This window comes from Streptomyces sp. NPDC047017, from assembly GCF_040644175.1.
In the GTDB taxonomy this organism is placed as follows: domain Bacteria; phylum Actinomycetota; class Actinomycetes; order Streptomycetales; family Streptomycetaceae; genus Streptomyces.
On record NZ_JBEYVW010000022.1, the window covers coordinates 24,464 to 50,795 of the forward strand.

Here is a 26,332-nt window from a genome sequence, read left to right on the forward strand (position 1 = left end):
GTGCTGGGTGCGTCAGTGCGCCGGTTTGAGCGGCAGCAGCGCGCTGATGCGGAATCCGCCGCCGGGGCGGGGGCCCGCGTCCAGCGTGCCGCCGACCATACCGACGCGCTCGCGCATGCCGATCAGGCCGTGCCCCTGGCCGTCGGCACCGCCCTCCTCGTACAGCTCGTGCGGGGCGCCCTTGCCGTCGTCCTCGACGAGCAGGCCGAGGCCGTCGTCGAAGTACACCAGGCGCACACTGGCGCCCGCGTCCGGGCCGCCGTGCTTGCGGGTGTTGGTGAGCGCCTCCTGCACGATGCGGTACGCGGTCAGCTCGACGCCGCTGGGCAGCGGGCGCGGGGTGCCCTCCACCCGGAAGTCGACCGGCAGCCCGGAGCCCCGGCACTGCTCCACGAGGTCCTCGATCTGCTCGGCGTTGGGCTGCGGCACGTACTCGCCGCCCTCCTTCGGCTCGCCGGTGCGCAGCACGCCCAGCAGGCGGCGCATCTCGGCGAGGGCCTGGCGGCCGGTGGAGGAGATGGTCTCCAGCGCCTTCTTGGCCTGGTCGGGCGCGGCGTCGAGGACATAGGCGGCGCCGTCGGCCTGCACCACCATCACCGACACGTTGTGCGCGACCACGTCGTGCAGCTCCCGCGCGATGCGGGCGCGCTCGGCGGCGACCGCCACCTTGGCCTGCGCCTCGCGCTCCTTCTCCAACCGGGCGGCCCGCTCCTCCAGCTGCGCGAAGTAGGCGCGGCGGGTGCGCATGGAGTCGCCCAGCACCCAGGCCAGGGCGAACGGCACGGTCGTGAAGACGGCGATGGCGACATTGCCGGCCACGCTGGAGTTCTGCTGCGGCCAGCGGAGCTGCGCCAGCGACGCCGCGCACATCCCGGCGGCCAGCGCGAACCGGGAGGCCCAGCGGGCGCCGATCGCGGCCACCGTGTAGATGATCACCAGCAGGGCGAAGTCGGCGACCGTGGTCTGGATGTCCAGCACCAGCTGCGCCACGCCGGTCGCCACCGCCAGCACCATCATCTTCTCGGGCGTCCGGCGGCGCAGCGCCACCACCACGCTCAGCACCGCGGACACCGCCAGCGCCGCGGCGAACGATCCGTGCCGTCCCGGCGTCCCGCCGCCATTCGCCGAAGTCAGGCCGGAGATCCCGAGCAGGACGAGGGCCCAGAAGCCGTCGACCCACGTCGGGTGCCTGCGGAGAAAGTCATAGAGACGCTGCACGTAACCCAGAGTAGGGAAACGGGGTAGGCGCAGGGGTCAACCGGAGGGTCGATCCGCACTCGCCGCGCGTACTCCCCAAGGTGGAGGCTGTGATCACCCGTGTGCTTAGTCTGGCCCGGTGACGGACGGGACGAGGGAGCCGCGGTGGCGCGGCTGGGGCGCGGCGGCGCGGGACGCGCTGTACGGTTCTGCGGGCTTCTACCGGCGGCCCGAGGGCCCGGCCGGGCACTTCCGCACGTCCGTGCACGCCTCGCCGCTGTTCGCGGCGGCCGTGGCCCGGCTGCTGTGCCGGGTGGACGAGGCGCTGGGCCGCCCGGCGGCGCTCGGTTTCGTCGACATGGCGGCCGGGCGCGGCGAACTGGCCGCCGGGGTGCTCGCCGCGCTGCCCGCGCCGGTGGCCTCCCGCGCGCGGGTGTACGCCGTCGAGATCGCCGCCCGGCCGCCGGGCCTCGACCACCGGATCGAGTGGCTGAGCGAGCCCCCGCGTCACCTCACCGGAGTGCTGTTCGCCAACGAGTGGCTGGACAACGTGCCGGTGGAGGTGGTGGAGACGGACTCCGCGGGCGTACCCCGGCGCGTGCTCGTCCGGCCGGACGGGACCGAACGGCTGGGGGAGCCGGTGGCGGGCGAGGAGGCCCGTTGGCTGGACCGGTGGTGGCCGCTGCCGGACGGACCGGGGTTCCGCGCGGAGATCGGCCTGCCCCGGGACACCGCCTGGGCCGCGGCGGCCTCCTGTGTGGACCGGGGCCTGGCGGTCGCCGTCGACTACGCGCACACGCGCGGCTCCCGGCCGCCCTTCGGCACGCTCACCGGTTTCCGGGAGGGGCGCGAGACGGCGCCCGTGCCGGACGGCTCCCGCGATCTCACGGCGCACGTCGCCCTGGACGCGTGCGCCGCCGCCACGCCGGGCGCACTCCCCGGCGCACGGCTGCTCACCCAGCGCGAGGCCCTGCACGCCCTGGGCATCACCGGCGTACGCCCCCCGCTGGCGCTCGCCTCCACCGACCCGGCGCGGTACGTGCGCGCCCTGGCGGCCGCCGGTGCGGCGGCCGAGCTGACCGCGCCGGGCGGGCTCGGCGACTTCGGCTGGCTGGCGCGGCCGGTGGGCCTGCCCCGCGGCCTGGCCGGTCTACTTGTCGATGTCCCCGACCACGAAGAACAGTGACCCCAGGATCGCCACCATGTCCGCGACCAGCGTCCCCGGCAGCAGCTCGGTGAGCGCCTGGATGTTGTTGTACGACGCCGAGCGCAGCTTCAGCCGGTACGGGGTCTTCTCGCCCTTGCTGACCAGGTAGTAGCCGTTGATGCCGAGCGGGTTCTCGGTCCACGCGTACGTGTGCCCCTCGGGCGCCTTGAGGACCTTGGGCAGCCGCTGGTTGACCGGGCCGGGCGCCAGCTCGGCCAGCCGGTCCAGGCAGGCGTCGGCGAGGTCGAGCGCGTTGTGGGTCTGCTCCAGCAGGCACTCGAACCGGGCCAGGCAGTCGCCCTCCTGCCGGGTGACCACCCGCAGGACGTCCGCCAGCTCCCCGTACGCCAGGTACGGCTCGTCGCGGCGCAGGTCGAAGTCGACGCCCGAGGCGCGCGCGATCGGCCCGCTCACCCCGTAGGCGTGCACGGCGCGCGGCGACAGCGAGCCCACGCCCCGCGTGCGCCCCCGGAAGATCTCGTTGCCGAGCACCAGATCGTCGAAGACGTCCATGCGGGAGCGCACGGCGGCGACGGCTCCCCGCGCGCGTGTGGCCCATCCGGCCGGCAGGTCCTCCTTGAGGCCGCCGACCCGGTTGAACATGTAGTGCATCCGGCCGCCGGAGACCTCCTCCATCACGTTCTGGAGGACCTCCCGCTCCCGGAACGCGTAGAAGACAGGGGTGATCCCGCCCAGCTCCAGCGGGTAGGAGCCGAGGAACATCAGGTGGTTGAGCACCCGGTTCAGCTCGGCGAGCAGCGTGCGCGTCCACACCGCCCGCTCGGGCACCTCCATGCCGAGCATCCGCTCCACGGCCAGGACCACGCCCAGCTCGTTCGAGAACGCCGACAGCCAGTCGTGGCGGTTGGCCAGCATGATGATCTGCCGGTAGTCGCGGGCCTCGAACAGCTTCTCCGCGCCCCGGTGCATATAGCCGATCACCGGCTCCGCGCGCGTGATGCGCTCGCCGTCCAGCACCAGCTTCAGCCGCAGCACCCCGTGCGTGGACGGGTGCTGGGGCCCGATGTTGAGCACCATGTCGGTGCTCTCCGCGGCGCCGCCGATCCCGACCATGGTCTCCGTCGTAGGAGTCATGGCCCCAGTCTGTCGTACGTACGCTTGCCCCATGGAAACGGGGAGCCTGGAGTACGAACGGGCGGCCGGGGACGATCCGGCGTGGACCGCGCTGCCGCCCGGCCTGCTGCGGATGCGGCGGCTGCTGCTGGTGGTGTGGCTGGGGCTGCTCGCCGTGGCCCTGGGGGTGCTGCTCGGGCTGCTGGCCGGTCCGGCCTGGGCGGCGTTCGCGCTGCTGCCGCTGGCGCTGCTGGCCTGGGGCTGGGTGCTGCTGGGCCGCAACTGGCGCTCCTGGCGGTACGCCGAACGCGCCGACGACCTGCTGATCGGCCGGGGCGTGCTGTGGCGCGAGGAGACCGTCGTGCCCTACGGGCGGATGCAACTGGTCGAGGTCACCTCCGGGCCGGTGGAACGGCACTTCGGGCTGGCCACCGTGCAGCTGCACACGGCCGCCGCGGCGACCGACGCGACCATCCCCGGTCTGGACCCGGCCGAGGCGGAACGACTGCGCGACCGGCTCACCGAGCTGGGCGAGGCACGATCGGCGGGGCTGTGACCGCGGCGGGGGACGAAGCGGCGATAGGCGAGGCCCCGGAGCCCGGGGACGGGCGGGCCGTGGCCGAGCGGCGGCTGCACCCCGTGACGCCGCTGCGCCGGGCGTGGGCGCCGGTCGCGCTGCTCGCCGGGTGGGCCGCGCACGACCCCGGGCAGGCCCAGGAGCAGCTGACCCGGCTGACGACGGCCTGGCTGCTGGCCGGGCTCGCGGCGCTCGTCGCGGCGGGCGCCGTGTACGGAGTCCTGTCCTGGTGGTTCACGTACTTCGCGGTCACCGACACCGAACTGCGCATCCGCACCGGCCTGTTCTTCCGCCGCACCGCGCACATCCGGCTGGAACGGCTCCAGGCCGTCGACGTCACCCGCCCGCTCCTCGCCCGGCTCGCGGGCGTGGCCAAGCTCAAGCTCGACGTCATAGGGACGGCCAAGAAGGACGAACTCGCCTTCCTCGGTGAGGACGAGGCCCGCGCCCTGCGCGCCGAACTGCTCGCCCGCGCGGCCGGTTTCGCCCCCGCCACCGCCCGCGAGGCCGGTGAGGCACCCGCGCGGGAACTCGTCCGGGTGCCCGCGCGCGTGATCGCCGTCTCGCTGCTGCTGATCGGTGCGACCTGGGGCTCGCTGGCCGCGGCCCTCGTCGTGCCGTCGCTGCTGTGGCTGGCCACCCACAGCCTGTGGACGGTCCTCGCGACCGCGCTGCCCCTGCTCGGCGGGGCCGTCACCGGCAGCGTGAAGCGTTTCGTCGGCGCCTACGACTGGACGGTGAGCGAGTCCCCCGACGGACTGCGCATCGACCGGGGCCTGCTGGACCGCACGCACGAGACGGTGCCGCCGGGCCGCGTCCAGGCCGTACGGATCGTGGAACCGCTGCTGTGGCGGCGCCATGGCTGGGTGCGGGTGGGCCTGGACGTGGCCGGCTCGTCGAACTCGGTGCTGCTGCCCGTCGCCCCGCGCGAGGTCGCCGACTCCCTGGTGGCGCGGGTCCTGCCCGGAGTGACGGTGCCGGCCGCCGCCGACCTGCTGCCGGTGCCGCGGCGCGCCCGGTGGTGCGCGCCGGTGCGCCGGCGGGGCTACGGGATCGCGGTCACCGACACGGTGTTCGCCGCCCGGCACGGACTGCTGCGGCGGCGGCTCGCGCTGGTGCCGCACGCCAAGGTGCAGAGCGTACGGCTGACGCAGGGGCCCTGGCAGCGGCTGTGGAAGGTGGCCGACGTCCACGTGGACACGGGCGCGAACAAGACCGTCACCGCCGGGCTGCGGGACGCCGGGGAGGCGGCCGGACTGCTGCGCTCCCAGGCGGAACGCTCCCGCACGGGGCGGCGCGGGGCGCGGCCGGACCGGTGGATGACCTAAAGCTCCGCGTCCGGGAGTTGGGGCACGGGTAAGGGGCGCGGCACCATGTGCCGCGCCCCTTACCCTGTGCGCCGTTCCCGCTCCCGCGCGCCGCTCAGGACGCCGCGGTCCGCAGGTCCAGTACGTCGAGCTGTTCCGTCTCGTCGTGCGCCGTCAGGTCGATGACCTGGCCCACGGCCCGGGCGTCGGTTACGGGGCCGGCCGGGCGGTACGCCGACTCCGACTCGGCCTTGTGCAGGGCGAGGGCCTCCTGGCCGACCACATCGGCCAGGTCCTCGTTCTGCACGGCCTCCAGGTCGGCGGACGGCTCCTCCTTCTTCGTACCGAAGAAGTCGAACCCGCCCCCGGTCACCGGCCGCCGTACGGGCGCGGCGGGCACGACGGCCACCGCGGTCGGCACGGTGAAGTGCCCGGCGGACGGCTGCGCGACCCTGCCCGCCGCGCCCGCCGCGACGGGCTCAACCGGCTCCGCGTCCCTGGTGGGTCCGGGGGTCTCGGGCCGCTCCGGCTCCCCGGCAGATTCAGCAATCTCGTCAGGCTCCGACTGCCCGGCCCGTTCGGCAGTCGCGCCCTGCTCCACCTCCCCGGCCCGTTCGGCAGTCGCGCCCTGCTCCGCCTCCCCGGCCCGTTCGACGGTCCCGCCCCGTTCCGTCTCGCGGCCCGGTTCTGCGGCCTCGCGCCGCTCCGTCCCCCGGCCCGGTCCGGCAATCCCGACCGGCTCCGGCTCCCCGGCCGATTCGGCAGCCGCGCGCTGGTCCGCCTCCCCGGCCGGTGCGGCGGTCCCGCCCGGTTCCGTCCTCCGGCCCGGTTCGGCGGCCACGCGCCGCTCCGGCTCCCCGGCCGATTCGGCGGTCTCGCCCTGCTCCGGCTCCCCGGGCGTCAAGGCGGCGGCCACGCGCGCGGGTGCGGCGGCCGCCTCGGGCTTCCCCTGCGGTCCGTCCTCCCGCGCGGGGGCCGCTCCGGCCTTCCCGCCGGTCTCCTCGCGCGCCTCACCGGACGGCCCGGGCGCCGTGCGGTCGTCGCCGGACGCCGCGAGCCGGGCCAGCGCGGCCCCGGCCCGCTGGAACAGCCGGGCACCCTCGGCGGAGAACACGGCGGGCGCCACGTCCGCCGGCTGGTCCCCCACGGGCTCGACGGACTCGGCGGACTCGGCCGAATCGGCGCGCCCGCCGTCCACGGCACCGGTCGGCCCGGCCGGCAGCGCGGGGACGTCGGTGCCCGCTTCCAGCTCCAGCAGCCGGCGGCCCTCCAGGGCGCTGGCGCGCTCGGTCTCCGCGGTGGCGTAGCGGCGCAGCAGTGCCGCGTGTTCGTTGCGCAGCCCCGCCAGTTCCGTGCGCTTGGCGCGCAGCTTCTGCTCCAGTCGGCCCCGCAGTTCGCGCGACTCGTCGAGGTCGGACTCCAGTTCGGCGACGCGTTCCTCGAAGCGCCACTCGTCACTGGCCCGCGCGCGCGTGAGGTCGGCCACCCGGCGGCCCGCCTGGGTGTCCCAGCGGCGCAGGACGATCGCGCCGGCGACCGCCGTCACCGCGGCGGCCGCGGCCAGGGAGCGCAGCACCAGCGGCGCGGTGACCACCCAGGGGCCCAGGGCGCAGACGACGGAGACGCCGGCGATCGCGGAGGGCGGCAGCAGCCTGTGCAGAGGAGGGGAATGGCGGTGACGTCCACGTGGCATGGCCAGAAACTTACCGCGCGTAGGCGAATCGTGGTGGGCCGCCCCGCAAAAAGGCGGCCATACCGAAACCTTCCCCGCACATGCCGAGTTCAGAACGAGTGCGTACCCGAGTACGTACCCGAGTTCCCGGGGAATTCAAGATCATTTTCAGCGCTCGGCCAGCCGCGCGCTGATCCACTCCAGCGACCCCGGGATCTCCCGCAGCCAGGTGTTGAAGTTGTGGCCGCCGCTCTCCAGGATGATCGACGAGATACGGGTCCTGCCGGTGGCCTTGACGTCGTCGATGAACTTCATCGTGGCCCGGTAGTCGGACTCGCCGCGCCTGCTGCTGGTGACGAGCAGCGAAGTGTCGGGAGCAGGCTCGTGCTTGATGCTCCATGACAGGTCGGCACGATTCTTCAGATTCTTGTTCCCCTGGAAGAGATCACCCGTGGTGGGGTCGATCGCCGCCTTGTAGTAAGGCGACAGGCCCACTCCGGCGCCGTACACCGAGGGGTGGTGCATGGCGATTTTCAGCGCGCAGTAACCGCCCGTGGAATCACCGATGATGCCCCAGCCGCCCGGCTTCTTCGCGACCCGGTAGTGACCGGAGACGGCGTCCGGCAGATCCTTGCCGAAGAAGGTCTCGGACTGCGGGCCGCCCGGCACGTCCACGCACTCGGTGTCGCGCGGCGGCGCCACGGTCGGCCGCAGCATCACCAGGATCATCGGCTGCATCCGGCCCTTCTTGGCCAGGTCCTGCGCCGTACGCGGGTAGTCGAGCTTGCTGATCAGGGCCTGGGCGGTGCCCGGGTAGCCGGTGAGGACCACGGACGCGGGGAACGTGCGCGTGCGGTACTGCGGCTGGAAGTACTCCGGCGGCAGGTATATGAACGCGGGGGAGGCGATCCGGGAGGAGCTTCCCGCGATGTCGACCTCCTGTATCTGCCCCGTCAGCTGCGGCCGGCTCCCGCCGGAGACCTGCACCTTCTGGGTGCCGACCACCTTGAGCGGGCCGACGGCGCCGCCCGCCGCGTGGTCGACGACGACACCCTGGTCGGTCTCCTGGCCGAACAGGTCGGCCCAGCTGGCGTAGAAGCCGAAGGCCTGGTTGGTGGCGAGGCCGACGCAGGCGAAGATCGCCACCTGGGTGGCCAGCAGGACGCCGACCCGGCCGCCGACCGCCCGCCAGTTGCGGCGGGCCAGGCGCGGCCAGAGCCACACCGTAGCGACGAACAGCAGCACGGCGAACAGCACCGCCAGTGCCAGCACCTTTTTGCTCGTGAGACCCATCGGCTCTTTCCTGCCTGCACTCCACGCCCGGCCCGCCGGCGCCTCCTCGGCGCGAGCCGGCCCGCGGCTTCTCCTGGTTCGACCCGCATTTCGGACGAGGAGTGAACCTCTCTCCCCCGGACGTCGTCCTAGAGGACGCAGTGTCGCCGGATGCCCGCGGCACCGGATTCAAGGTCTCTCGCAGAACTATGGGATGCGATGTCTGTCAGGATAGATGGGGAAATGCCGGACGAGGTTCCGAGCCGATCAGGTCGGCTCCGGCGCATACTGCGTGGTCCGCGCCCCGAGGTCGTACCCACCCTCATCGGCCGGGCCTGCGCCGTCGTGGGCCTCCTGGACATTGCCGCAGGCGTCTTCCCACGCTTCCGGCACAGCCGTATGCACGCCATCACCGAGGTGCTGCCGGGCTCGTTCGGCCCGTTCATCGCGGCGCTCTCGCTCAGCGCCGGCGTGCTCCTGCTGCTGCTCGCGCACGGCCTGCGCCGGCGCAAGCGCCGGGCGTGGCGCGCGGCCGTGGTGCTGCTGCCGGCCGGTGCGGCGGCCCAGTTCGTCTACCGGCACTCGGTGATCGGCGTCATCATCTCGCTGGTGCTGCTGGCGCCCCTGCTGATCCACCGCAAGGAGTTCTCGGCCCTGCCGGACCCGCGCAGCCGGTGGCGGGCGCTCACCAACTTCGTGCTCATGAGCGCCGGCTCGGTGGCCCTGGGCATGCTGATCGTCAGCGTCCACACGGACCGCATGGTCGGTGACCCCAGCGTGGCGGACCGGCTGACCCACGTGGTCTACGGCCTCGTCGGCTTCGAGGGCCCGGTCGACTACCAGGGCAACACCTCCTGGACCGTCGCCTACTCCCTCGGCGCGCTCGGCTGGATCACCGCGGTCACCACGATCTACCTGGCCTTCCGCCCCGAGCACCCGGCCGCACGCCTCACCGAGGAGGACGAGAGCCGACTGCGCGACCTGCTGACCAAGCACGGCCGCCGCGACTCCCTCGGCCACTTCGCGCTGCGCCGCGACAAGGCGGTCGTCTTCTCCCCCAGCGGCAAGGCGGCGGTCACCTACCGCGTCGTCTCCGGCGTGATGCTGGCCAGCGGCGACCCCATCGGTGACGTCGAGGCATGGCCCGGCGCCATCGAGCGCTTCATGGACGAGGCCAAGGCCCACTCCTGGACGCCCGCCGTCATGGGCTGCTCCGAGACCGGCGGTGAGGTGTGGACCCGCGAGACCGGCCTGGACGCCCTGGAGCTGGGCGACGAGGCGGTGGTCGACGTCGCGGATTTCTCCCTCTCCGGCCGCGCGATGCGCAACGTCCGCCAGATGGTCAAGCGCATCGAGCGGGCCGGTTACGAAACCCGGGTGCGGCGCGTCCATGACCTGGGCGGCGCCGAGCTGGAGCGCGTCCGGCAGGCCGCCGAGGACTGGCGCGGCACCGACACCGAGCGCGGCTTCTCCATGGCGCTCGGCCGCATCGGGGACCCCACCGACGGCGACTGCCTCATAGCCACCGCGCACAAGCACGACGACGAGCCCGGCGAGTACGGCGACCTGAAGGCGATCCTGCACTTCGTGCCCTGGGGCACGGACGGCGCCTCCCTGGACCTGATGCGCCGCGACCGCTCGGCCGACCCCGGCATGAACGAACTGCTGATCGTGGCGGCGCTGCAGGCCGCCCCCAAGTTCGGCATCACCCGGGTCTCGCTCAACTTCGCGATGTTCCGCTCGGCGCTGGCACGCGGTGAGAAGATCGGCGCCGGCCCGGTGCTGCGCGCCTGGCGCGGGCTGCTGGTGTTCCTCTCCCGCTGGTTCCAGATCGAGTCGCTGTACAAGTTCAACGCCAAGTTCCAGCCACGCTGGGAGCCGCGCTTCGTCGTCTACCGGGCCTCCTCCGACCTGGCCCGCATCGGCTTCGCCGCCATGCAGGCGGAAGGCTTCGTCACCTTCGCCCTGCCGCTCCCGCGCTTCCTGCGCCGGCGCCGGGCCGCCGCCGCCCAGCGCGCCTGCGCGCACTCCGTGACGGAGGGCGACGTCCGCGCGGCGTGAGACACCCCTGTACGGCCCGGGGCGGTACCTCCACGCGGAGGTACCGCCCCGGGCCGTTCCGTGCCGCCTCCCGCGCGGGAGGGCGCCCCGGGGAGCGCCGGGGCAGGGATCTCGGGCAGGCGCCCGGGGCCTACGCTGAACATATGAGCAACCAGAGCGGGCGCGGCCGAGTGACGGGCCTTCCGGCATGGGACCGGTGCGCGGTCATGGGGGTCGTGAACGTGACCCCCGATTCCTTCTCCGACGGCGGCCGCTGGTTCGACACGACCACCGCCGTCAAGCACGGCCTCCACCTGGTCGCCCAGGGCGCCGACCTCGTCGACGTCGGCGGCGAGTCCACCCGCCCCGGCGCCGCCCGCGTGGACGAGGACGAGGAGCTGCGGCGGGTCGTCCCGGTGGTGCGCGGCCTCGCCGCCGAGGGCGTCACCCTCTCCGTCGACACCATGCGCGCCAAGGTCGCCGAGCAGGCGCTCGCGGCCGGCGCCGCCCTGGTCAACGACGTCAGCGGCGGCCTCGCGGACCCCGCCATGATCCCCGTGGTGGCGGACGCGGGCGCCCCCTTCGTCGTGATGCACTGGCGCGGCTTCCTGGAGGGCGGCAACGTCCGGGGCGACTACGCCGACGTCGTCGCCGAGGTCACCGGCGAGCTGCGCGCGCGGGTGGAGGCCGTCCTGGCCGGCGGGGTCGCTCCCGACCGCGTCGTGGTCGATCCCGGCCTCGGCTTCTCCAAGGACGCCGGGCACGACCTGGAGCTGCTGGCCCACCTCGACCGCCTGCTCGGCCTGGGCCATCCCGTGCTGGTCGCCGCCTCCCGCAAGCGGTTCCTCGGCCGGGTGCTGGCCGGCCCGGAGGGCGCCCCGCCGCCCGCGCGGGAGCGCGACGCGGCCACGGCCGCGGTCTCCGCGCTCGCGGCGCACGCCGGCGCGTGGGCGGTCCGCGTGCACGAGGTGCGCGCGACGGCGGACGCGGTACGCGTCGCACGCGCCGTGGAGCGGGCGCGCACCGGCGCCGACGCGCCGGTCCACAAGGCGCCCGCGGCGCCCCAGGCCCCCTCCCGCGCCCCAGAAGGAGCCCGGTGAGCGCCCCCCACACGGACGTCGAACAGGTCGAGGCCGCCAACACCGCCTTCTACGAGGCGCTGGAGCAGGGTGACTTCGACGAGGTCTCCGCGCTCTGGCTCACCCCTTCCGACCTGGGCGTCGACGAGGAGTACCACGACCCGGCCGACACCGGCGTGATCTCCTGCGTGCACCCCGGCTGGCCGGTCCTCACCGGCCGCGGCGAGGTGCTCCGCTCGTACGCGCTGATCATGGCGAACACCGACTACATCCAGTTCTTCCTGACCGACGTGCATGTGTCGGTCACCGGCGACACCGCCCTGGTCACCTGCACCGAGAACATCCTCAGCGGCGGCCCGGCCCCCGACGACGGCGACGAGCTGGGCCCGCTGGTCGGACAGCTCGTGGTGGCCACGAACGTGTTCCGGCGCACCTCGCTCGGCTGGAAGCTCTGGTCCCACCACGCCTCCCCGGTTCTGGCCGAAAGCAACGGCGACGACGAGGACGACACGCCCGCCTGAGCGGGTAGGTGATCAGGACGAGCGGCGGAAGTGGCCGGAATCACGGAGGCGGCGGCCGGACCGGCCACCCTCCCGTGAGCAGCCGGGTTCTCCAGGGGAAACGCCGGGTGAACCAGGCCGCGCCCGGCCCCCGGCGGCCACCCCGCGGCCCGGCGATGTCAGTGCCCGCAGGTAGATTCGTTCGAGGCCGGTCCGTCGCCCGCACGCGGCAGGCACCGGCCGACACCGACGATTGCAGGAGTGATTCGCGTGGATCGTGTCGCGCTGCGCGGCCTGAAGGCCCGCGGGCACCACGGGGTGTTCCCCAAGGAGCGCGAGGAGGGCCAGACCTTCCTCGTCGACCTCGTCCTGGGCGTGGACACCCGGTCGGCCGCGGCCGACGACGACCTGGCGAAGACCGTGCACTACGGCATCGTGGCCGAAGAGGTCGTGGCCGTGGTCGAGGGCGAACCGGTGAATCTCATCGAGACGCTCGCCGAGCGCATCGCCCAGGCCTGCCTGAAGCACGAAGGGGTCCGCGAGGTCGAGGTCTGCGTCCACAAGCCGGACGCCCCGATCACCGTCCCCTTCGACGACGTGACCGTCACCATCACCCGGAGCCGAGTATGACCCGACCTTTCCTGCAGGGTCACAGCGACCCGACCGTCCAGCCGGTGCCCGCTTCCGTCGTCGAGCAGGTCGACGCCGCCGACACCACCCTCAGCAACCCGAAACGGGCCGTGATCTCCCTCGGCTCCAACCTCGGCAACCGCCTGGAGACCCTCCAGGGCGCCGTCGACGCCCTGGAGGACACCCCGGGCGTGCGCATCAAGGCGGTCTCCCCGGTCTACGAGACGCAGCCCTGGGGCGTCGAGCCGGACACCCAGCCGTCGTACCTCAACGCGGTGGTGGTCCTCAAGACGACGCTGCCGCCGTCCTCCCTGCTGGAGCGCGCGCACGCCATCGAGGAGGCGTTCCACCGGGTCCGCGACGAGCGCTGGGGCCCGCGCACCATCGACGTCGACATCGTCTCCTACGCCGACGTGGTCTCCGAGGACCCGCACCTCACGCTCCCTCACCCGCGCGCCCACGAACGTGCGTTCGTCCTCGCGCCGTGGCACGACGTGGACCCCGAGGCGCAGCTGACCGGGCGCGGCTCCGTGGCCGGCCTGCTGGACGCGGTCACCCGCGCGGGCGTCGCACCACGCCAGGACCTGGAACTCCGGCTGCCCGAGTAGTCGTTAAGGTCTACGAGGTCCAACGACGTACGGCGCGGCCCGGCACGACCGGCCGGGGACGCGCCGCCCACGCCCGACCACGGTCCGGGGGAGCTGAAGGGACACCGTGAAAGAGCTGCGCATCAGGGTGCTGGTCGGCGTGTTCGTCGTCGCCGGAGTGCTCTCCTGGGCGGGCGCCCGCCTGTGGAACTCGGTGGGCACACTGCCCAGCGTCCCGCTGGCCGCCCCCATCGTCCTGGCCCTGATCGCCGCGGTCCTGCTGTCCACGGCGCTCTCGCTGCGCGCCCGCCTCAGGGCCCAGCGCGAGCGCCGCCCCGGCGCCAAGGCCGTCGACCTCATGATGGCCGCCCGCGCCGTCGTCTTCGGCCAGGCCAGCGCCCTGGTCGCCGCGCTCGTCGCCGGGGTGTACGGCGGCACGGGCGTCTTCCTGCTGGAGCTGCTCGACATCCCGGTCCGCCGCGACCAGGCGCTCTACGCGGGCTTCTCCGTGATCGCCGGCATCGCGGTGATAGCGGCGGCCCTGTTCCTGGAGCGCGTCTGCCGGCTCCCCGAGGACGACGACCAGGACCACGGCGGCAGCGGCGCGGAACCGGCGGCCTGAGCCACCGGCCGACCCCGTCGGCACCACCGGTGCCGCGTGACCCCGTTCAGCGGGCTCAGCGGGCTCAGCGCGCCATGATCAGGCTCATCGCCTCGTTGCGGGTCGCCGCGTCGCGCAGCTGGCCGCGCACCGCCGAGGTGATCGTCTTCGCGCCGGGCTTGCGGATGCCCCGCATCGACATGCACATGTGCTCGCACTCCACCACGACGATGACGCCGCGCGGCTCCAGGATCTCCATCAGCGAGTCCGCGATCTGCGTGGTGAGCCGCTCCTGCACCTGCGGGCGGCGGGCGTAGACGTCGACCAGCCGGGCCAGCTTGGACAGGCCCGTGATCTTCCCGGTGGAGGCCGGGATGTAGCCGACGTGCGCGACCCCCCGGAACGGCACGAGGTGGTGCTCACAGGTCGAGAACACCTCGATGTCCTTGACCAGGACCATCTCGTCGTGGCCCAGGTCGAAGGTGGTCGTCAGGACGTCCTCCGGCTGCTGCCACAGCCCCGCGAATATCTCCTTGTACGCCCGCGCAACGCGCCCGGGCGTGTCGCGCAGGCCCTCGCGGTCCGGGTCCTCGCCGACCGCGATGAGGAGTTCGCGTACGGCGTTCTCCGCGCGCTTCTCGTCGAACTCGCCGATCACGCCCTCGCCGTCCAGCGTCACGGGGTCGGTCATCTGAAGCCTCGTTCCTGTGTGTCTCAGCCGCGGGCATGCGAAATGCCGCGCCCTCCAGGCTAGAACCTGGAGGGCGCGGCACACATTCCGGGGCCGCTCCCCCGCCCTGGGGCCGGGGAGCGTCCTGTCAGTTCTCCGGGCGGTCCTCCGGGGCCTGCTCCGTGGCCGGGGCGGGCTCGGTGGCCGTGGACTTCACGGTGTTGATCGCCGCCGTCGCGCCGTTGGCCCCGTTGGTCAGGGCCAGCTCCTTCGGGGAGAGCACCGGCGGGCGGGTGGAGGGGGTGCGGCGCGAGGAGCCGGTCCAGGCGGGCCGCGGCGGGCGCTTGACGATCGGGGCGAAGACCTCGGCGATCTCCTCCTTGCCGAGCGTCTCCTTCTCCAGCAGCGCCAGGACCAGATTGTCGAGGACGTCGCGGTTCTCGACCAGGATCTCCCAGGCTTCGTTGTGCGCGTTCTCGATGAGCTTCTTGACTTCCTCGTCCACCAGGGCGGCGACCTCTTCCGAGTAGTCGCGCTGGTGGGCCATCTCACGGCCGAGGAACGGCTCGGTGTTGTCGCCGCCGAACTTGATGGCGCCGAGGCGCTCGGTCATGCCGTACTGCGTGACCATCGCGCGGGCCGTGGAGGTGGCCTTCTCGATGTCGTTGGCCGCACCCGTGGTCGGGTCGTGGAAGACCAGCTCCTCGGCCGCGCGGCCGCCCAGCATGTAGGCGAGCTGGTCCAGCATCTCGTTGCGCGTGGTCGAGTACTTGTCCTCGTCCGGCAGGACCATGGTGTAGCCGAGGGCACGGCCGCGGGACAGGATCGTGATCTTGTGGACCGGGTCGGAGTTCGGCGAGGCCGCCGCGACCAGGGCGTGACCGCCCTCGTGGTACGCGGTGATCTTCTTCTCCTTGTCCGACATGATCCGGGTCCGCTTCTGCGGGCCCGCCACCACGCGGTCGATCGCCTCGTCCAGCATCTTGTTGTCGATCAGCTTCTGATCGCTGCGGGCCGTGAGCAGCGCGGCCTCGTTCAGCACGTTGGACAGGTCGGCGCCGGTGAAGCCGGGGGTGCGGCGGGCGACCGCCGCCAGGTCGACGTCCTGCGCGACCGGCTTGCCCTTCTGGTGGACCTTGAGGATCTCCAGGCGGCCCTGCATGTCGGGCCGGTCCACCGCGATCTGCCGGTCGAACCGGCCGGGACGCAGCAGGGCGGGGTCCAGGATGTCGGGCCGGTTGGTGGCGGCGATGAGGATCACACCGCCCTTGACGTCGAAGCCGTCCATCTCGACCAGCAGCTGGTTCAGCGTCTGCTCGCGCTCGTCGTGACCGCCGCCGAGGCCGGCGCCGCGGTGGCGGCCGACCGCGTCGATCTCGTCGACGAAGACGATCGCCGGGGCGTTCGCCTTGGCCTGCTCGAACAGGTCACGGACCCGGGAGGCACCGACACCGACGAACATCTCGACGAAGTCGGAACCCGAGATCGAGTAGAACGGGACGCCGGCCTCGCCCGCGACGGCCCGCGCGAGCAGGGTCTTGCCGGTGCCGGGCGGGCCGTAGAGCAGGACGCCCTTGGGGATCTTCGCCCCGACGGCCTGGAACTTGGCCGGCTCCTGCAGGAACTCCTTGATCTCGTGGAGCTCCTCGACGGCCTCATCGGCGCCGGCGACGTCCGAGAACGTGGTCTTCGGGGTGTCCTTGGTGATGAGCTTGGCCTTGGACTTCCCGAAGTTCATGACCCGGGAGCCGCCGCCCTGCATCTGGTTCATCAGGAACAGGAAGACAATCACGATGAGGACCAGGGGCAGACCCAGGGAGAGCAGGATGCCGACGAACGCGTTCTGCTTGGTCGGCGAGATCGTGTAGCCCTTGGGGATCTGCTTGTGCTGGTACTTGTCCTGCAGCGTGTTGGCGAGGGCGACGCCCTGGTCGCCGATGTAGCTCGCCTGGATCTTCGAGCTGCCGGAGACCTTCTGGCCGGGCTTCAGCTCGACCTTGATGGTCTGTTCGTCGCCGGTGGTCAGCTTGGCCTGCTGGACCCGGTTGTCATTGATCGCTGCTACGACCTGGCCTGTGTCCACCGTCTTGTAGCCGCCGGACGAGCCGACGACCTGCATCAACACGACCACGGCAAGGACGGCCAGCACGATCCACATGACCGGCCCACGGAAGTATCGCTTCACGTCCATCCATACGGAGCGGTGTCGCCCCGTCCCTCCTGCCATAGTGAGTTTGATAAGACAGTTCTTCTGACGGTACCCCAGCATTGTGGCGCGAAGCCGCACGGGAGGGCTGGCGTTCCCCTCTGCATGCTCCAACGGCCTGACGCCCGCCGGGGTTCCCGATCACGTCCGCCGGGCTCGGCCCTTCGGGGTCAGCCGCCGTAGACGTGGGGGGCGAGCGTACCGACGAACGGCAGGTTGCGGTACTTCTCGGCGTAGTCGAGGCCGTAGCCGACGACGAACTCGTTGGGGATGTCGAAGCCGACCCACTCCACGTCGATGGCGACCTTCGCGGCGTCCGGCTTGCGCAGCAGCGTGCACACCTTGAGGGAGGCGGGCTCCCGGGAGCCGAGGTTCGACAGCAGCCAGGACAGGGTCAGGCCGGAGTCGATGATGTCCTCGACGATCAGGACGTGCCGGCCCTTGATGTCGGTGTCGAGGTCCTTGAGGATCCGCACCACGCCGGAGGACTGGGTGCCCGCGCCGTAGGAGGACACGGCCATCCAGTCCATGGTGACGGGGGTGGACAGGGCCCGGGCCAGGTCCGCCATGACCATGACCGCGCCCTTGAGCACGCCGACGATCAGCAAGTCCTTGCCCGCGTACTCCGCGTCGATCTTCGCGGCCAGCTCGGCCAGCTTCGCGTCGATCTCTTCCTTGGTGATGAGCACCTGCTGGAGGTCGGCACCCATGTCTTTCGCGTCCACCCGCATCACTTTCGGTCGGTCGTCCCGCATTGACGGCTCGCGGCTGCTGCGGCCTCCCACCGGGGAGGACCGGCCGCCGGGAGCCTCCCCGGAGGGGGACCGGCGCCTTTCTCCGGAGTCTTCGGGAGGAAGGATTCAGCCTTGCCGAATGACCAGTCTGCCACCCTGCCGCCGGGCGACGACTTTGCCCGGGAGGTTGATGGCCCCCTGACCGCGCCAGGCGGTGATCAGCCGGTCGACTTCCTCGATGTGCCGGGCGAACAGCGAACCGGCCGGGGCCCCGGCGTCGATGGCGGCGCGGCGCAGCACCCGGCGGCGGACGGCGGGGGGCAGGTCGGACAGCTTGCCGCACGCCAGGCAGCCGGCGTCGTCGCGGACGGTGGCCTCGGCCTGCCCGGCCCAGGCGTCGAGGGCGTCGGCGTCGTCGCGGGAGAGCTGGGCGGTGCGGGCGAGCGCCTCGACGACGCCCTTGCCGAGCGCCTTCTCCAGGGCGGGCAGGCCCTCGTGGCGCAGCCGGGAGCGGGTGTAGGCGGGGTCGGCGTTGTGCGGGTCGTCCCAGACCGGGAGGGACTGGACCATGCACGCCTTGCGGGCGGTCTGCCGGTCGATGTGCAGGAACGGGCGCCGGTAACGGCCGCCGGCCCCCGAGACCGCGGCCATGCCCGACAGGGAGCGGATGCCGGAACCGCGGGCGAGGCCGAGCAGCACGGTCTCGGCCTGGTCGTCGCGGGTGTGGCCGAGCAGGATCGCGGCGGCGCCGTGGCGGTCGGCGGCGGCGTCCAGGGCGGCGTAGCGGGCGTCGCGGGCGGCGGCTTCCGGGCCGCCGTCGCGGCCGACGGTGACCGCGACGGCCTCGACCGGGTCCAGGCCCAGTTCGCGCAGCCGTTCGGCGACCTCGTCGGCGCGCAGGTCGGAGCCGGTCTGCAGGCCGTGGTCGACGGTGACGGCGCCGGCCCGGACGCCGAGCTTGGGCGCTTCGAAGGCGAGGGCGGAGGCCAGGGCCATGGAGTCGGCGCCGCCGGAGCAGGCCACCAGCACGAGCGGCGACGGCGGGGACGGGGGTTCGTGGGCGCTCCGCGGGGCGTGCGCGGGCGGCGGGGTGCCGGGCCGGGAGCGGCCCGGGGTGCGGCTGGGCACCGGCACGCCGAGCGGGAGCCGGCCGGGCGGCTGCCCGGTGCGCGGGCCCGGCGCGGCGTGCCGTGTCCGGTCGCCGTACGCCGCCTGCGCCGTCTGGGCCGCGTGCGCGGCCTGCAGCTCGGGGCGGGGCGCTCCGGCGCGGAGCGAGGTCTGTTCGTCGAGGATGTCGTTCAGGACGCGGCGTACCGCCAGGCGTATCGCCGCGACCGCAGGATGGGGACCCATGTCCGGTTCCCTTCACGGAGTTTTCGGGGGGTGAGCCCGATTCGGTCACTCAGAGTGTGTCGATGGTGACAGAAACAGGCCGTTCCCCGAGCATCGCACGCCTACCCATCGCCTACGGTCCCTCGGACGGGTGATTGAAGGGGCGTACGTCTGCCGCAGGCCGGATTCGTTCACCCCGTCCGTACGTCAGTTCACGAATCGGCCTTGCGGTGCACCCGCGCGACCCAGTCCGCCGGTTTGGCGATCTCCGCCTTGGTGGGGAGGGTGTTCGGCGAGGTCCACACCCGGTTGAAGCCGTCCATGCCGACCTGGTCGACGACCGCCCGCACGAACCGCTCGCCGTCCCGGTACTGGCGCAGCTTGGCGTCCAGGCCGAGCAGCTTGCGCAGGGCCGAGTCCAGCCGGGAGGCGCCCTTGGCCCGGCGCTGCTGGAACTTCTCGCGGATCTCCGCCACGCTCGGCACGACGGCGGGTCCGACGCCGTCCATCACGTAGTCGGCGTGGCCCTCCAGGAGGGACATCACGGCGGTGAGCCGGCCGAGGACCTCGCGCTGGGCGGGCGTCTGCACCAGCTCGACCAGGGAGCGCCCGCCGTCGTCCTCCTCGCCCTCGGGGCGGCCGCCGACCAGCGACTGGGCGGCGTCGCGGATGCGCTCCAGGAACGCCATGGGGTCGACGTCGGTCTCCGAGAGGAAAGACTGGATCTCGCCCTCCAGGTGGTCGCGCAGCCAGGGCACCGCGGTGAACTGTGTGCGGTGCGTCTCCTCGTGCAGGCAGACCCAGAGGCGGAAGTCGTGGGGCTGTACGTCGAGTTCGCGCTCGACGTGGACGATGTTCGGGGCGACGAGGAGGAGACGGCCGCCGCCGTTCGGCGCGTCGGCGGGACCGCCGCCGGGCAGGTCGCGGGCGGCCGGGGCGAAGGTCTCGTACTGGCCGAGGACGCGGGAGGCGAGGAACGACAGCAGCATGCCCAGCTCCACGCCGGTGACCTTGCCGCCGACGGCGCCGAGGACCGCGTTGCCGGGGCCGCCGCCGCGCCGCTCCTGCATCTTGTCCAGCAGCGGCTTGAGCAGTTCCCGGAACCCGGCGACATTGGCCCGTACCCAGCCGGGCCGGTCGACCACGAGGACGGGGGTGTCGTGGGTCTCCTCCGTGCCCAGCCGGGTGAAGCCCCGGACGTGCTCCTCGGAGACCTTGGCGTGCCGGCGCAGTTCGGCGACGATCGCCCGGGCGTCGTCACGGCTCACCTCGGGCCCCGGCCTGACCAGCCGGGTCGCGGTCGCCACCGCGAGATTCCAGTCGACCATCCCGGGACTTGCGGCACCACCGATGCTCGTCATGCGTCAACGGTACGTGAGCCCCGCCACTTGGGGCAGGCGGTGGGCGGGGCACGGGGTCCTCGCCCACCGCCTGCCCCGCAGTGCCCCGCCCCACCCCGCCGGAAGGTTTCTCCAGCAGCGGCGTCGGCCGGAGCTACCCGCAGCCGCACCCCGCCAGGGCCGTCGCCGTGGCGTCCAGGGCCCCCTGGGCGGCCGCGGGGTCGGTGGTGCCGTCGGTGAGGAAGGCGAAGGCCAGCAGGTGGCCGTCCTTGTCGACGGCCGTGCCGGCCAGGGTGTTGACGCCGGTCAGGGTGCCGGTCTTGGCGCGGACGATCCCGGCCGCGCCGTCGGCGCCGCCCGCGGCGTAGCGGTCGGCGAGGGTGCCGGTGAAACCGGCCACCGGAAGGCCGGTGAGGACCGGGCGGAGTTCGGGGTGGCCGGGGGCGGCGGCGGTGCGCAGCAGGGCGGTCAGCAGGTCGGCGGTGAGCCGGTCGCCGCGGTCCAGGCCGCTGCCGTCGTGGAACGCGGCGCCCCCCAGCGGCAGCCCGAGCCGGCCGAGCTGGGCGGCGACGGCCTGCGCCCCGCCGGCGAAGTCGGGGCGCCGGCCGGTGGCCGCGGCCGTCTGCCGGGCCAGGGCCTCGGCGATGTCGTTGTCGCTGTTGGTGAGCATGCGCTCGACCACGTCGGACAACGGCGGCGAGGAGACGGCCGCGACGGTCCGCGCCCGGCCGCTCGCCTTGGCGGGGCCGGGATCGGCGGTGGCCCGCACGCCGCGCTCGTCCAGGAAGCGGGCGAAGGCGCGGGCGGCGTCCGCGGCCGGGTCGGCGACGCGCGGGGCCGGGCCCTCGGCCGAGTCGTCGGTGCGGCCCTCGTCGGCGGTCAGGGCGCTGACCTCGGCCAGGTTCTCGTTGACGCCGATGGGGTGCAGGCCGGAGCCGGCGTACAGGGTGGTGTCGTACGACAGCGTCACCTCGTGCGTGCCGCGCTCGGCGAGGGCGGCCGCCGTGGCGTCGGCCAGGGTGCACAGGCTCGCCCAGCCCCCGGCCGCCTGGTGCGCGGTGAGCGTGGGGTCGCCGCCGCCGATCAGGACGAGCCGGCCGGTGCCGGGCTCCAGGGCGGCGCGGGTGGTGAGGCGGTGGTCGGGGCCGAGGGCGGACAGCGCGGCGACCGCGGTGGCGATCTTGGTGGTGGAGGCGGGGGTGAAGCCGTCGTCGGCGCCCTTGCCGTACAGCCGGCGGCCGGTGGCGACGTCGACGACCGCGGCGGAGCGGCGGACACCGAGGGCGGGGTCGTCCAGGAGCGGGCCGAGCACGGTGGCGAGGGCGGGGCCCCCGGCGGCCGAGGTGAGCGCGGTGCCGGTGCCGCCGAGGCCGACCAGCACGGGGGCGGCGCTCGGCGCCGAGGACGTACCGGAGGACACATCGGACGTATCGGAACCGCGGCCGTGATCTGCGCCACCCGCGCGCCCCAGGGCGGCGGCCCGGTCCCGCTCGGCCGTACGCTGACCGGTGGAGTCCCAGGGTCCGGCGGCGGTCACCACACCGGCGGCCAGCGCCAGCCCGGCGGTGGCGGCACCCGCGGTGTACTGCCAGGTCCGAGGCCGCCCAGGCCGCGGCCCGGCAGCCGACGCAAGCCGTGCGACCTGCGGTTTCACGGTCTGTACGGCTCGGGTGAGACCCGGGCGCGCGCCCTGCGCCAGGCGGGCCAGACGCGGTCGTGCGGTCCGCGCCAGGCGAGCCAGACGCGGTCGCGCGGCCTGCCAGCCCCTCAGCTCCGGCACGACCACCAGCCCCTTTCGCGATCACACACCTGCGTGAGGGACACTTAATCACCAGAACTATGTGTTGATCATGGAGGAGCCACCGGTGGAGTTCGACGTCACGATCGAGATTCCGAAGGGTTCGCGGAACAAGTACGAGGTGGACCACGAGACCGGTCGGATCCGCCTGGACCGTCGACTCTTCACTTCGACCAGCTACCCGGCCGACTACGGCTTCGTCGAGGACACCCTCGGCGAGGACGGCGACCCGCTGGACGCGCTGGTCATCCTGGACGAGCCGACCTTCCCCGGCTGCCTCATCAAGTGCCGCGCGATCGGCATGTTCCGGATGACGGACGAGGCCGGCGGCGACGACAAGCTGCTGTGCGTGCCGGCGTCCGACCCGCGCGTGGAGCACCTGCGTGACATCCACCACGTGTCGGAGTTCGACCGCCTGGAGATCCAGCACTTCTTCGAGGTCTACAAGGACCTGGAGCCCGGCAAGTCGGTCGAGGGCGCCAACTGGGTGGGCCGCGCCGACGCCGAGACGGAGATCGAGCGTTCCCGCAAGCGTTTCGAGGAGCACGGCGGTCACTGACCGCCCCCGTCGGAAGGCCGCGCCACCCCGGGTGACGCGGCCTTTTGGCATGCGATCGGGGGTACCCGCGCATACTGATGCATACGGAAGGTGTCGTTCAGGGAGCGTTGCCCAGTGACGGATGCGGAGGACCGCAAGCCGCAGTCGGACGAGGCGAGGAGTGCGTTCAGGCCCCCCGCCGGCTCGTCGGTGACGCAGGCGACACAGGTGATCCCTGTGGTCGACATGGCCGAGGTGACCGAGGTGACCCGGATGACCCCGGTGTTCCCGGCGGTCGACAACGAGTCGTCCACGACGTCCGAGTTCGCCCTCCCCCAGGGGCTGGCCGTGCCCAGGACCGGCGGCGAGTCCGAGACGACCTCGGAGTTCGCCGTCCCGGACGGCCTGGCGGTGCCCGAGCCGGGGACCGCGGAGACCGAGGGGTCGGCGTTCACCCCGCCGAGCACCTACAGCGCCCGCGAGACGCTGTACGCGTTCACGCCGCCGAGCGGCACCCCCGCGGTCAGCCTGATCAAGGACGCCCCCTGGCAGGACCGGATGCGCACCATGCTGCGCATGTCGGTGACCGAGCGGCCGGCGCCCGAGCAGGTGCAGAAGGCGGAGGAGGGCGGCCCGGCCGTCCCGCGCGTGCTCGACCTGACCCTGCGGATCGGCGAGCTGCTGCTGGCCGGCGGTGAGGGCGCCGAGGACGTGGAGGCGGCGATGTTCGCGGTCTGCCGCTCCTACGGCCTGGACCGCTGCGAGCCGAACGTCACCTTCACCCTGCTGTCGATCTCCTACCAGCCGTCCCTGGTGGACGACCCGCTCACCGCGTCGCGCACGGTACGGCGCCGGGGCACCGACTACACCCGCCTGGCGGCCGTCTTCCGGCTCGTCGACGACCTGAGCGACCCGGAGACCCATGTCTCCCTGGAGGACGCCTACCGGCGCCTGGCGGAGATACGCCGCAACCGGCACCCCTACCCCGGCTGGGCGCTGACCTCGGCCGCCGGGCTGCTGGCCGGCGCCGCCGCCCTGCTCGTCGGCGGCAATCTGCTGGTCTTCGTGGCCGCCGCCCTCGGCGCGATGCTCGGCGACCGGCTGGCGTGGCTGTGCGCGGGCCGCGGGCTGCCGGAGTTCTACCAGTTCACGGTGGCCGCGATGCCGCCGGCCGCGATCGGTGTGGCGCTCACGGTGGCGGACGTCGACGTGAAGGCGTCCGCGGTGATCACCGGTGGGCTGTTCGCGCTGCTGCCCGGGCGGGCGCTGGTGGCCGGGGTGCAGGACGGCCTGACCGGCTTCTACATCACCGCCTCCGCGCGCCTGCTGGAGGTCATGTACTTCTTCGTCGGCATCGTCACCGGTGTGCTGCTGGTCCTGTACTTCGGGGTGAAGCTGGGCGCCCAGCTCAATCCGGACGCGGCGCTGGTGGGCAGCGACCGGCCGGTGCTGCAGATCATCGCCTCGATGCTGCTGTCCCTGACCTTCGCCGTGCTGCTCCAGCAGGAACGATCCACCGTGCTGTGGGTGACGCTCAACGGCGGGGTCGCCTGGGTGGTGTACGGCGCGATGCACTCGGTCGGCGGCATCTCACCGGTGGCCTCCACCGCCGCCGCGGCGGGCCTGGTGGGGCTGTTCGGGCAGCTGCTGTCCCGCTACCGGTTCGCCTCCGCGCTGCCCTACACGACCGCCGCGATCGGCCCGCTGCTGCCGGGCTCGTCGACGTACTTCGGCCTGCTGTCGATCGCGCAGAACCACGTCGACAAGGGGCTGGTGTCCCTGGCCAAGGCGGTGTCGCTGGCGATGGCCATCGCGATCGGCGTGAACCTCGGCTCCGAGATCTCCCGGCTGTTCCTGCGGCTGCCGGGGGCGGGCAGCGCGGCGGGCCGCCGGGCCGCGAAGCGCACCCGCGGCTTCTGACCGCCCGCCGCCGCCCGGCCGCGACACGCGCCTCGCGAAGAGGAAAAGGAAGAGGAGAAGACAGAGCGAAGAGCTAGGGCGCGCGGTAGCCGCCGCCCTCCGGGTAGGGCGCGCTCCGGTCGTGGCCGCCGTGCTGGTCGCCGTACGGCTGCTGCTGATCGCCGTACGGCTGGTGGTCTCCGTACGCCTGCTGGTCGCCATACGGCTGGTGGACTCCGTACGCCTGCTGGTCGCCGTACGGCTGCTGGTCTCCGTGTGCCTGCTGCTGCGGGTACTGACCGCCGCCGTGGTACTGGCCCTGGTCGTAGCCGTAGGGCTGGGGGGACTGCGGCTGCTGGGGGGACTGGGGCTGCTGCGGCTGGTACGGGGGCTCGATGCGGCGCAGGCGGGTGGTGGCGTCGTCCAGGACGGGCTGCGGCGCGTAGGGCTGCCCCTGCGCGTACTGCTCCTGGCGAGCCTGGGGCTGCTGCTGCCCGTACGGCTCCTCGGGGGCGGCGGGCGGCCGCGGCTCGTGCTTCGCCTTGGCGCGGGCCCGCAGGAACTCGATGGCGATCGGGACGACCGAGACGAGGACGATCAGGACCAGGATCGCCTCGATGTTGTCCTTCACGAACGCGATGTTGCCCAGCCAGGAGCCGAGCAGGGTGACGCCGGCGCCCCACAGCACGCCGCCGATGAGGTTGAAGGTCAGGAACGAGCGGTACCGCATGCCGCTGACGCCCGCGATGATCGGCGTGAAGGTGCGCACCACGGGCACGAAACGGGCCAGGATCAGGGACTTCGGGCCGTACTTCTCGAAGAAGTCGTGCGCCTTGGCGACGTTCTCCTGCTTGAACAGGCGCGAGTCGGGGCGGTTGAACAGGGACGGCCCGACCTTCTTGCCGAACATGTAGCCCGCCTGGTCGCCCAGGACCGCCGCCAGGCAGATGAGCGCGACCGCGGCCCACAGCGGGAAGTCCAGCTGGTGCGAGGTGATCAGCAGGCCGCAGGTGAACAGCAGCGAGTCACCCGGCAGGAAGAAGCCGATGAGCAGGCCGGACTCGGCGAAGACGATGAGGAGGAGACCCCAGATGCCGAAGGTGTCCAGGAGGTAATTCGGATCCAGCCAGCTCGGGCCGAGGGCAAGCGTCGTCACGGTTCCGGGCTCCTGAGAGGGGTGGGGGTGGGTACGGCGGCAGGTGGCGCTCGCCCAAAGCTATCAACGCGTGGTGACCGGCCCGGGTTCCCCGGGCCCTCTCAGGATGCACCGCGGTCGCGTGTCGTCTACCCGGCGAGGGCCGGCACGGGAGCCTGCACGGGGGCCTCGGCCACCGGGGTCCTCGCGGCCGCCGGCTCCACGCTCCGCCCGCTCCGCCCGCTCCGGTCGAAGACGTAGAGCAGCGCCGGGTGCGTGGCCCCGAAGGCCAGGACGAAGCGGTTGAGGCCCATGAACTGTCCGATCCCCAGGTGGAACAGGGTCATCGAGCCGAGGAACGCCTTCGCGACCGGTTTGGGCAGCACGAAGACCAGCGGGAAGGAGACCTCGGCGGCGATCGTGCCCCAGGTCACCAGCCTGCCCGCGATCGGGTACTTGTGCACCAGCCGGTAGACGCGCTGGTCCCCGTAGTTGTGCGTGCGGATGACGCCGCCGAACGCCTCCCCGCTGAGCCACACCGGGGACACCAGCTTGACCACGCCGGAGGCGACGTAGGAGATGGTCGTCTCCAGGGCCAGCGCGCGCATGGCGACGTCACGGGCCTTCTCGTCGTCCTTGAAGGTGCCGGTCGAGGCGATCACGATGTTGATCACTTGCTGGAGCTGGTCGGCGCCGTCGCCGCCGAAGGGGGAGCGCAGCCGCCCGGCCGCGCCGGTCACCGCCAGGACGGCGCTGCCCGCCGTGCGCACCGCGCGCTTGTGGCCCCAGACCAGGGTCGCGGCGGAAGCACCCGCCTGTATCCCGTAGAGCGCGACCGCCGCCTTCTTGGATTCGAGGGCGCGCGTCAGCCGGGGAAAGCGCTTGGCGAATCCGGGGCGCATGTTCGCCACCTGGCCGCTCAGCATTTCGCCGTCTT

At 72.9% G+C, this 26,332-nt stretch carries 23 protein-coding genes; 11 read left to right on the plus strand and 12 right to left on the minus strand.

Features of this window, described 5'->3' with window-relative positions:
* Positions 1-12 precede the first annotated feature (12 nt).
* Entirely contained in the window at positions 13-1,218 is a 1,206-nt protein-coding gene (locus ABZ858_RS30485) for a sensor histidine kinase (protein ID WP_361385736.1), read from the minus strand.
* A gap of 118 nt (positions 1,219-1,336) precedes the next feature.
* Between ABZ858_RS30485 and ABZ858_RS30490 the strand changes: the two genes are divergently transcribed.
* On the plus strand, positions 1,337-2,383 hold the full coding sequence (locus ABZ858_RS30490) for an SAM-dependent methyltransferase (protein WP_361385739.1): 1,047 nt from the start codon (positions 1,337-1,339) through the stop codon (positions 2,381-2,383).
* On the opposite strand, the gene ABZ858_RS30495 is transcribed toward ABZ858_RS30490, so the two are convergent.
* Complete coding sequence (locus ABZ858_RS30495; RefSeq protein ID WP_361385742.1) at positions 2,348-3,499, minus strand: NADH-quinone oxidoreductase subunit D; 1,152 nt, start codon at positions 3,497-3,499, stop codon at positions 2,348-2,350. The two genes, ABZ858_RS30490 and ABZ858_RS30495, sit on opposite strands and share 36 nt — an antisense overlap.
* 31 nt (positions 3,500-3,530) lie before the next feature.
* Between ABZ858_RS30495 and ABZ858_RS30500 the strand changes: the two genes are divergently transcribed.
* Positions 3,531-4,034 (plus strand): PH domain-containing protein, encoded by a 504-nt coding sequence (locus tag ABZ858_RS30500; protein ID WP_361385745.1) that lies wholly within the window; start codon positions 3,531-3,533, stop codon positions 4,032-4,034.
* Positions 4,031-5,383, plus strand: coding sequence for a PH domain-containing protein (locus ABZ858_RS30505; protein ID WP_361385748.1), 1,353 nt, complete (start codon positions 4,031-4,033; stop codon positions 5,381-5,383). Before ABZ858_RS30500 ends, ABZ858_RS30505 begins: the two co-directional genes overlap by 4 nt.
* A 94-nt stretch (positions 5,384-5,477) precedes the next feature.
* Here ABZ858_RS30505 and ABZ858_RS30510 read toward each other — a convergent pair whose 3' ends face one another.
* Positions 5,478-7,055: a hypothetical protein gene (locus ABZ858_RS30510; RefSeq protein WP_361385751.1), complete on the minus strand. Its 1,578-nt coding sequence runs from the start codon at positions 7,053-7,055 to the stop codon at positions 5,478-5,480.
* Positions 7,056-7,202: 147 nt separating this feature from the next.
* Positions 7,203-8,327: an alpha/beta hydrolase-fold protein gene (locus tag ABZ858_RS30515; protein WP_361385754.1), complete on the minus strand. Its 1,125-nt coding sequence runs from the start codon at positions 8,325-8,327 to the stop codon at positions 7,203-7,205.
* A gap of 222 nt (positions 8,328-8,549) precedes the next feature.
* Between ABZ858_RS30515 and ABZ858_RS30520 the strand changes: the two genes are divergently transcribed.
* The 6 genes from ABZ858_RS30520 to ABZ858_RS30545 all read left to right on the plus strand — a co-directional run bounded on the left by ABZ858_RS30520 (position 8,550) and on the right by ABZ858_RS30545 (position 13,764).
* Complete coding sequence (locus tag ABZ858_RS30520) at positions 8,550-10,367, plus strand: phosphatidylglycerol lysyltransferase domain-containing protein (RefSeq protein ID WP_361385757.1); 1,818 nt, start codon at positions 8,550-8,552, stop codon at positions 10,365-10,367.
* Positions 10,368-10,510: 143 nt separating this feature from the next.
* Entirely contained in the window at positions 10,511-11,446 is a 936-nt protein-coding gene (folP, locus tag ABZ858_RS30525; protein ID WP_361385760.1) for a dihydropteroate synthase, read from the plus strand.
* Positions 11,443-11,946, plus strand: a complete 504-nt coding sequence (locus ABZ858_RS30530; RefSeq protein WP_361385763.1) for a nuclear transport factor 2 family protein — start codon at positions 11,443-11,445, stop codon at positions 11,944-11,946. The genes folP and ABZ858_RS30530 overlap by 4 nt, the downstream gene beginning before the upstream one ends.
* Before the next feature lie 249 nt (positions 11,947-12,195).
* On the plus strand, positions 12,196-12,555 hold the full coding sequence (folB, locus tag ABZ858_RS30535) for a dihydroneopterin aldolase (protein WP_361385766.1): 360 nt from the start codon (positions 12,196-12,198) through the stop codon (positions 12,553-12,555).
* The gene (gene folK, locus ABZ858_RS30540; RefSeq protein ID WP_361385769.1) at positions 12,552-13,163 is read left to right on the plus strand and encodes a 2-amino-4-hydroxy-6-hydroxymethyldihydropteridine diphosphokinase; all 612 of its coding nucleotides are present in this window, start codon (positions 12,552-12,554) and stop codon (positions 13,161-13,163) included. The genes folB and folK overlap by 4 nt, the downstream gene beginning before the upstream one ends.
* Positions 13,164-13,269: 106 nt before the next feature.
* The gene (locus ABZ858_RS30545; protein ID WP_361385772.1) at positions 13,270-13,764 is read left to right on the plus strand and encodes a DUF3180 domain-containing protein; all 495 of its coding nucleotides are present in this window, start codon (positions 13,270-13,272) and stop codon (positions 13,762-13,764) included.
* Between the two features lie 64 nt (positions 13,765-13,828).
* Here ABZ858_RS30545 and folE read toward each other — a convergent pair whose 3' ends face one another.
* From folE to dacB, 6 genes are all read right to left on the minus strand, one after another.
* Entirely contained in the window at positions 13,829-14,434 is a 606-nt protein-coding gene (gene folE, locus ABZ858_RS30550; RefSeq protein ID WP_361385775.1) for a GTP cyclohydrolase I FolE, read from the minus strand.
* A gap of 127 nt (positions 14,435-14,561) precedes the next feature.
* Positions 14,562-16,604 (minus strand): ATP-dependent zinc metalloprotease FtsH, encoded by a 2,043-nt coding sequence (gene ftsH, locus ABZ858_RS30555; protein ID WP_361385778.1) that lies wholly within the window; start codon positions 16,602-16,604, stop codon positions 14,562-14,564.
* Positions 16,605-16,789: 185 nt separating this feature from the next.
* A complete protein-coding gene (gene hpt, locus ABZ858_RS30560) occupies positions 16,790-17,350 on the minus strand; it encodes a hypoxanthine phosphoribosyltransferase (protein ID WP_190203269.1) in 561 nt (186 codons plus the stop codon).
* A 129-nt stretch (positions 17,351-17,479) separates the two neighbouring features.
* Positions 17,480-18,706, minus strand: a complete 1,227-nt coding sequence (gene tilS / locus ABZ858_RS30565) for a tRNA lysidine(34) synthetase TilS (protein ID WP_361385781.1) — start codon at positions 18,704-18,706, stop codon at positions 17,480-17,482.
* Positions 18,707-18,897: 191 nt separating this feature from the next.
* The gene (locus ABZ858_RS30570) at positions 18,898-20,046 is read right to left on the minus strand and encodes a zinc-dependent metalloprotease (protein WP_361385784.1); all 1,149 of its coding nucleotides are present in this window, start codon (positions 20,044-20,046) and stop codon (positions 18,898-18,900) included.
* Between the two features lie 133 nt (positions 20,047-20,179).
* Positions 20,180-21,811 (minus strand): D-alanyl-D-alanine carboxypeptidase/D-alanyl-D-alanine-endopeptidase, encoded by a 1,632-nt coding sequence (gene dacB, locus ABZ858_RS30575; RefSeq protein WP_361385787.1) that lies wholly within the window; start codon positions 21,809-21,811, stop codon positions 20,180-20,182.
* A gap of 79 nt (positions 21,812-21,890) precedes the next feature.
* On the opposite strand from dacB, the gene ABZ858_RS30580 reads away from it, so the two are divergent.
* Positions 21,891-22,382 carry an inorganic diphosphatase gene (locus ABZ858_RS30580; protein ID WP_360971414.1) on the plus strand — a complete coding sequence of 164 codons (492 nt, stop codon included), beginning with the start codon at positions 21,891-21,893 and terminating at the stop codon, positions 22,380-22,382.
* A 114-nt stretch (positions 22,383-22,496) separates the two neighbouring features.
* The gene (locus tag ABZ858_RS30585; protein WP_361385790.1) at positions 22,497-24,281 is read left to right on the plus strand and encodes a threonine/serine exporter family protein; all 1,785 of its coding nucleotides are present in this window, start codon (positions 22,497-22,499) and stop codon (positions 24,279-24,281) included.
* Positions 24,282-24,354: 73 nt separating this feature from the next.
* Here ABZ858_RS30585 and ABZ858_RS30590 read toward each other — a convergent pair whose 3' ends face one another.
* Positions 24,355-25,416, minus strand: coding sequence for a VTT domain-containing protein (locus tag ABZ858_RS30590; RefSeq protein WP_361385793.1), 1,062 nt, complete (start codon positions 25,414-25,416; stop codon positions 24,355-24,357).
* A gap of 128 nt (positions 25,417-25,544) precedes the next feature.
* The gene (locus tag ABZ858_RS30595) at positions 25,545-26,297 is read right to left on the minus strand and encodes a hypothetical protein (protein WP_361385796.1); all 753 of its coding nucleotides are present in this window, start codon (positions 26,295-26,297) and stop codon (positions 25,545-25,547) included.
* Positions 26,298-26,332: the final 35 nt, after the last annotated feature.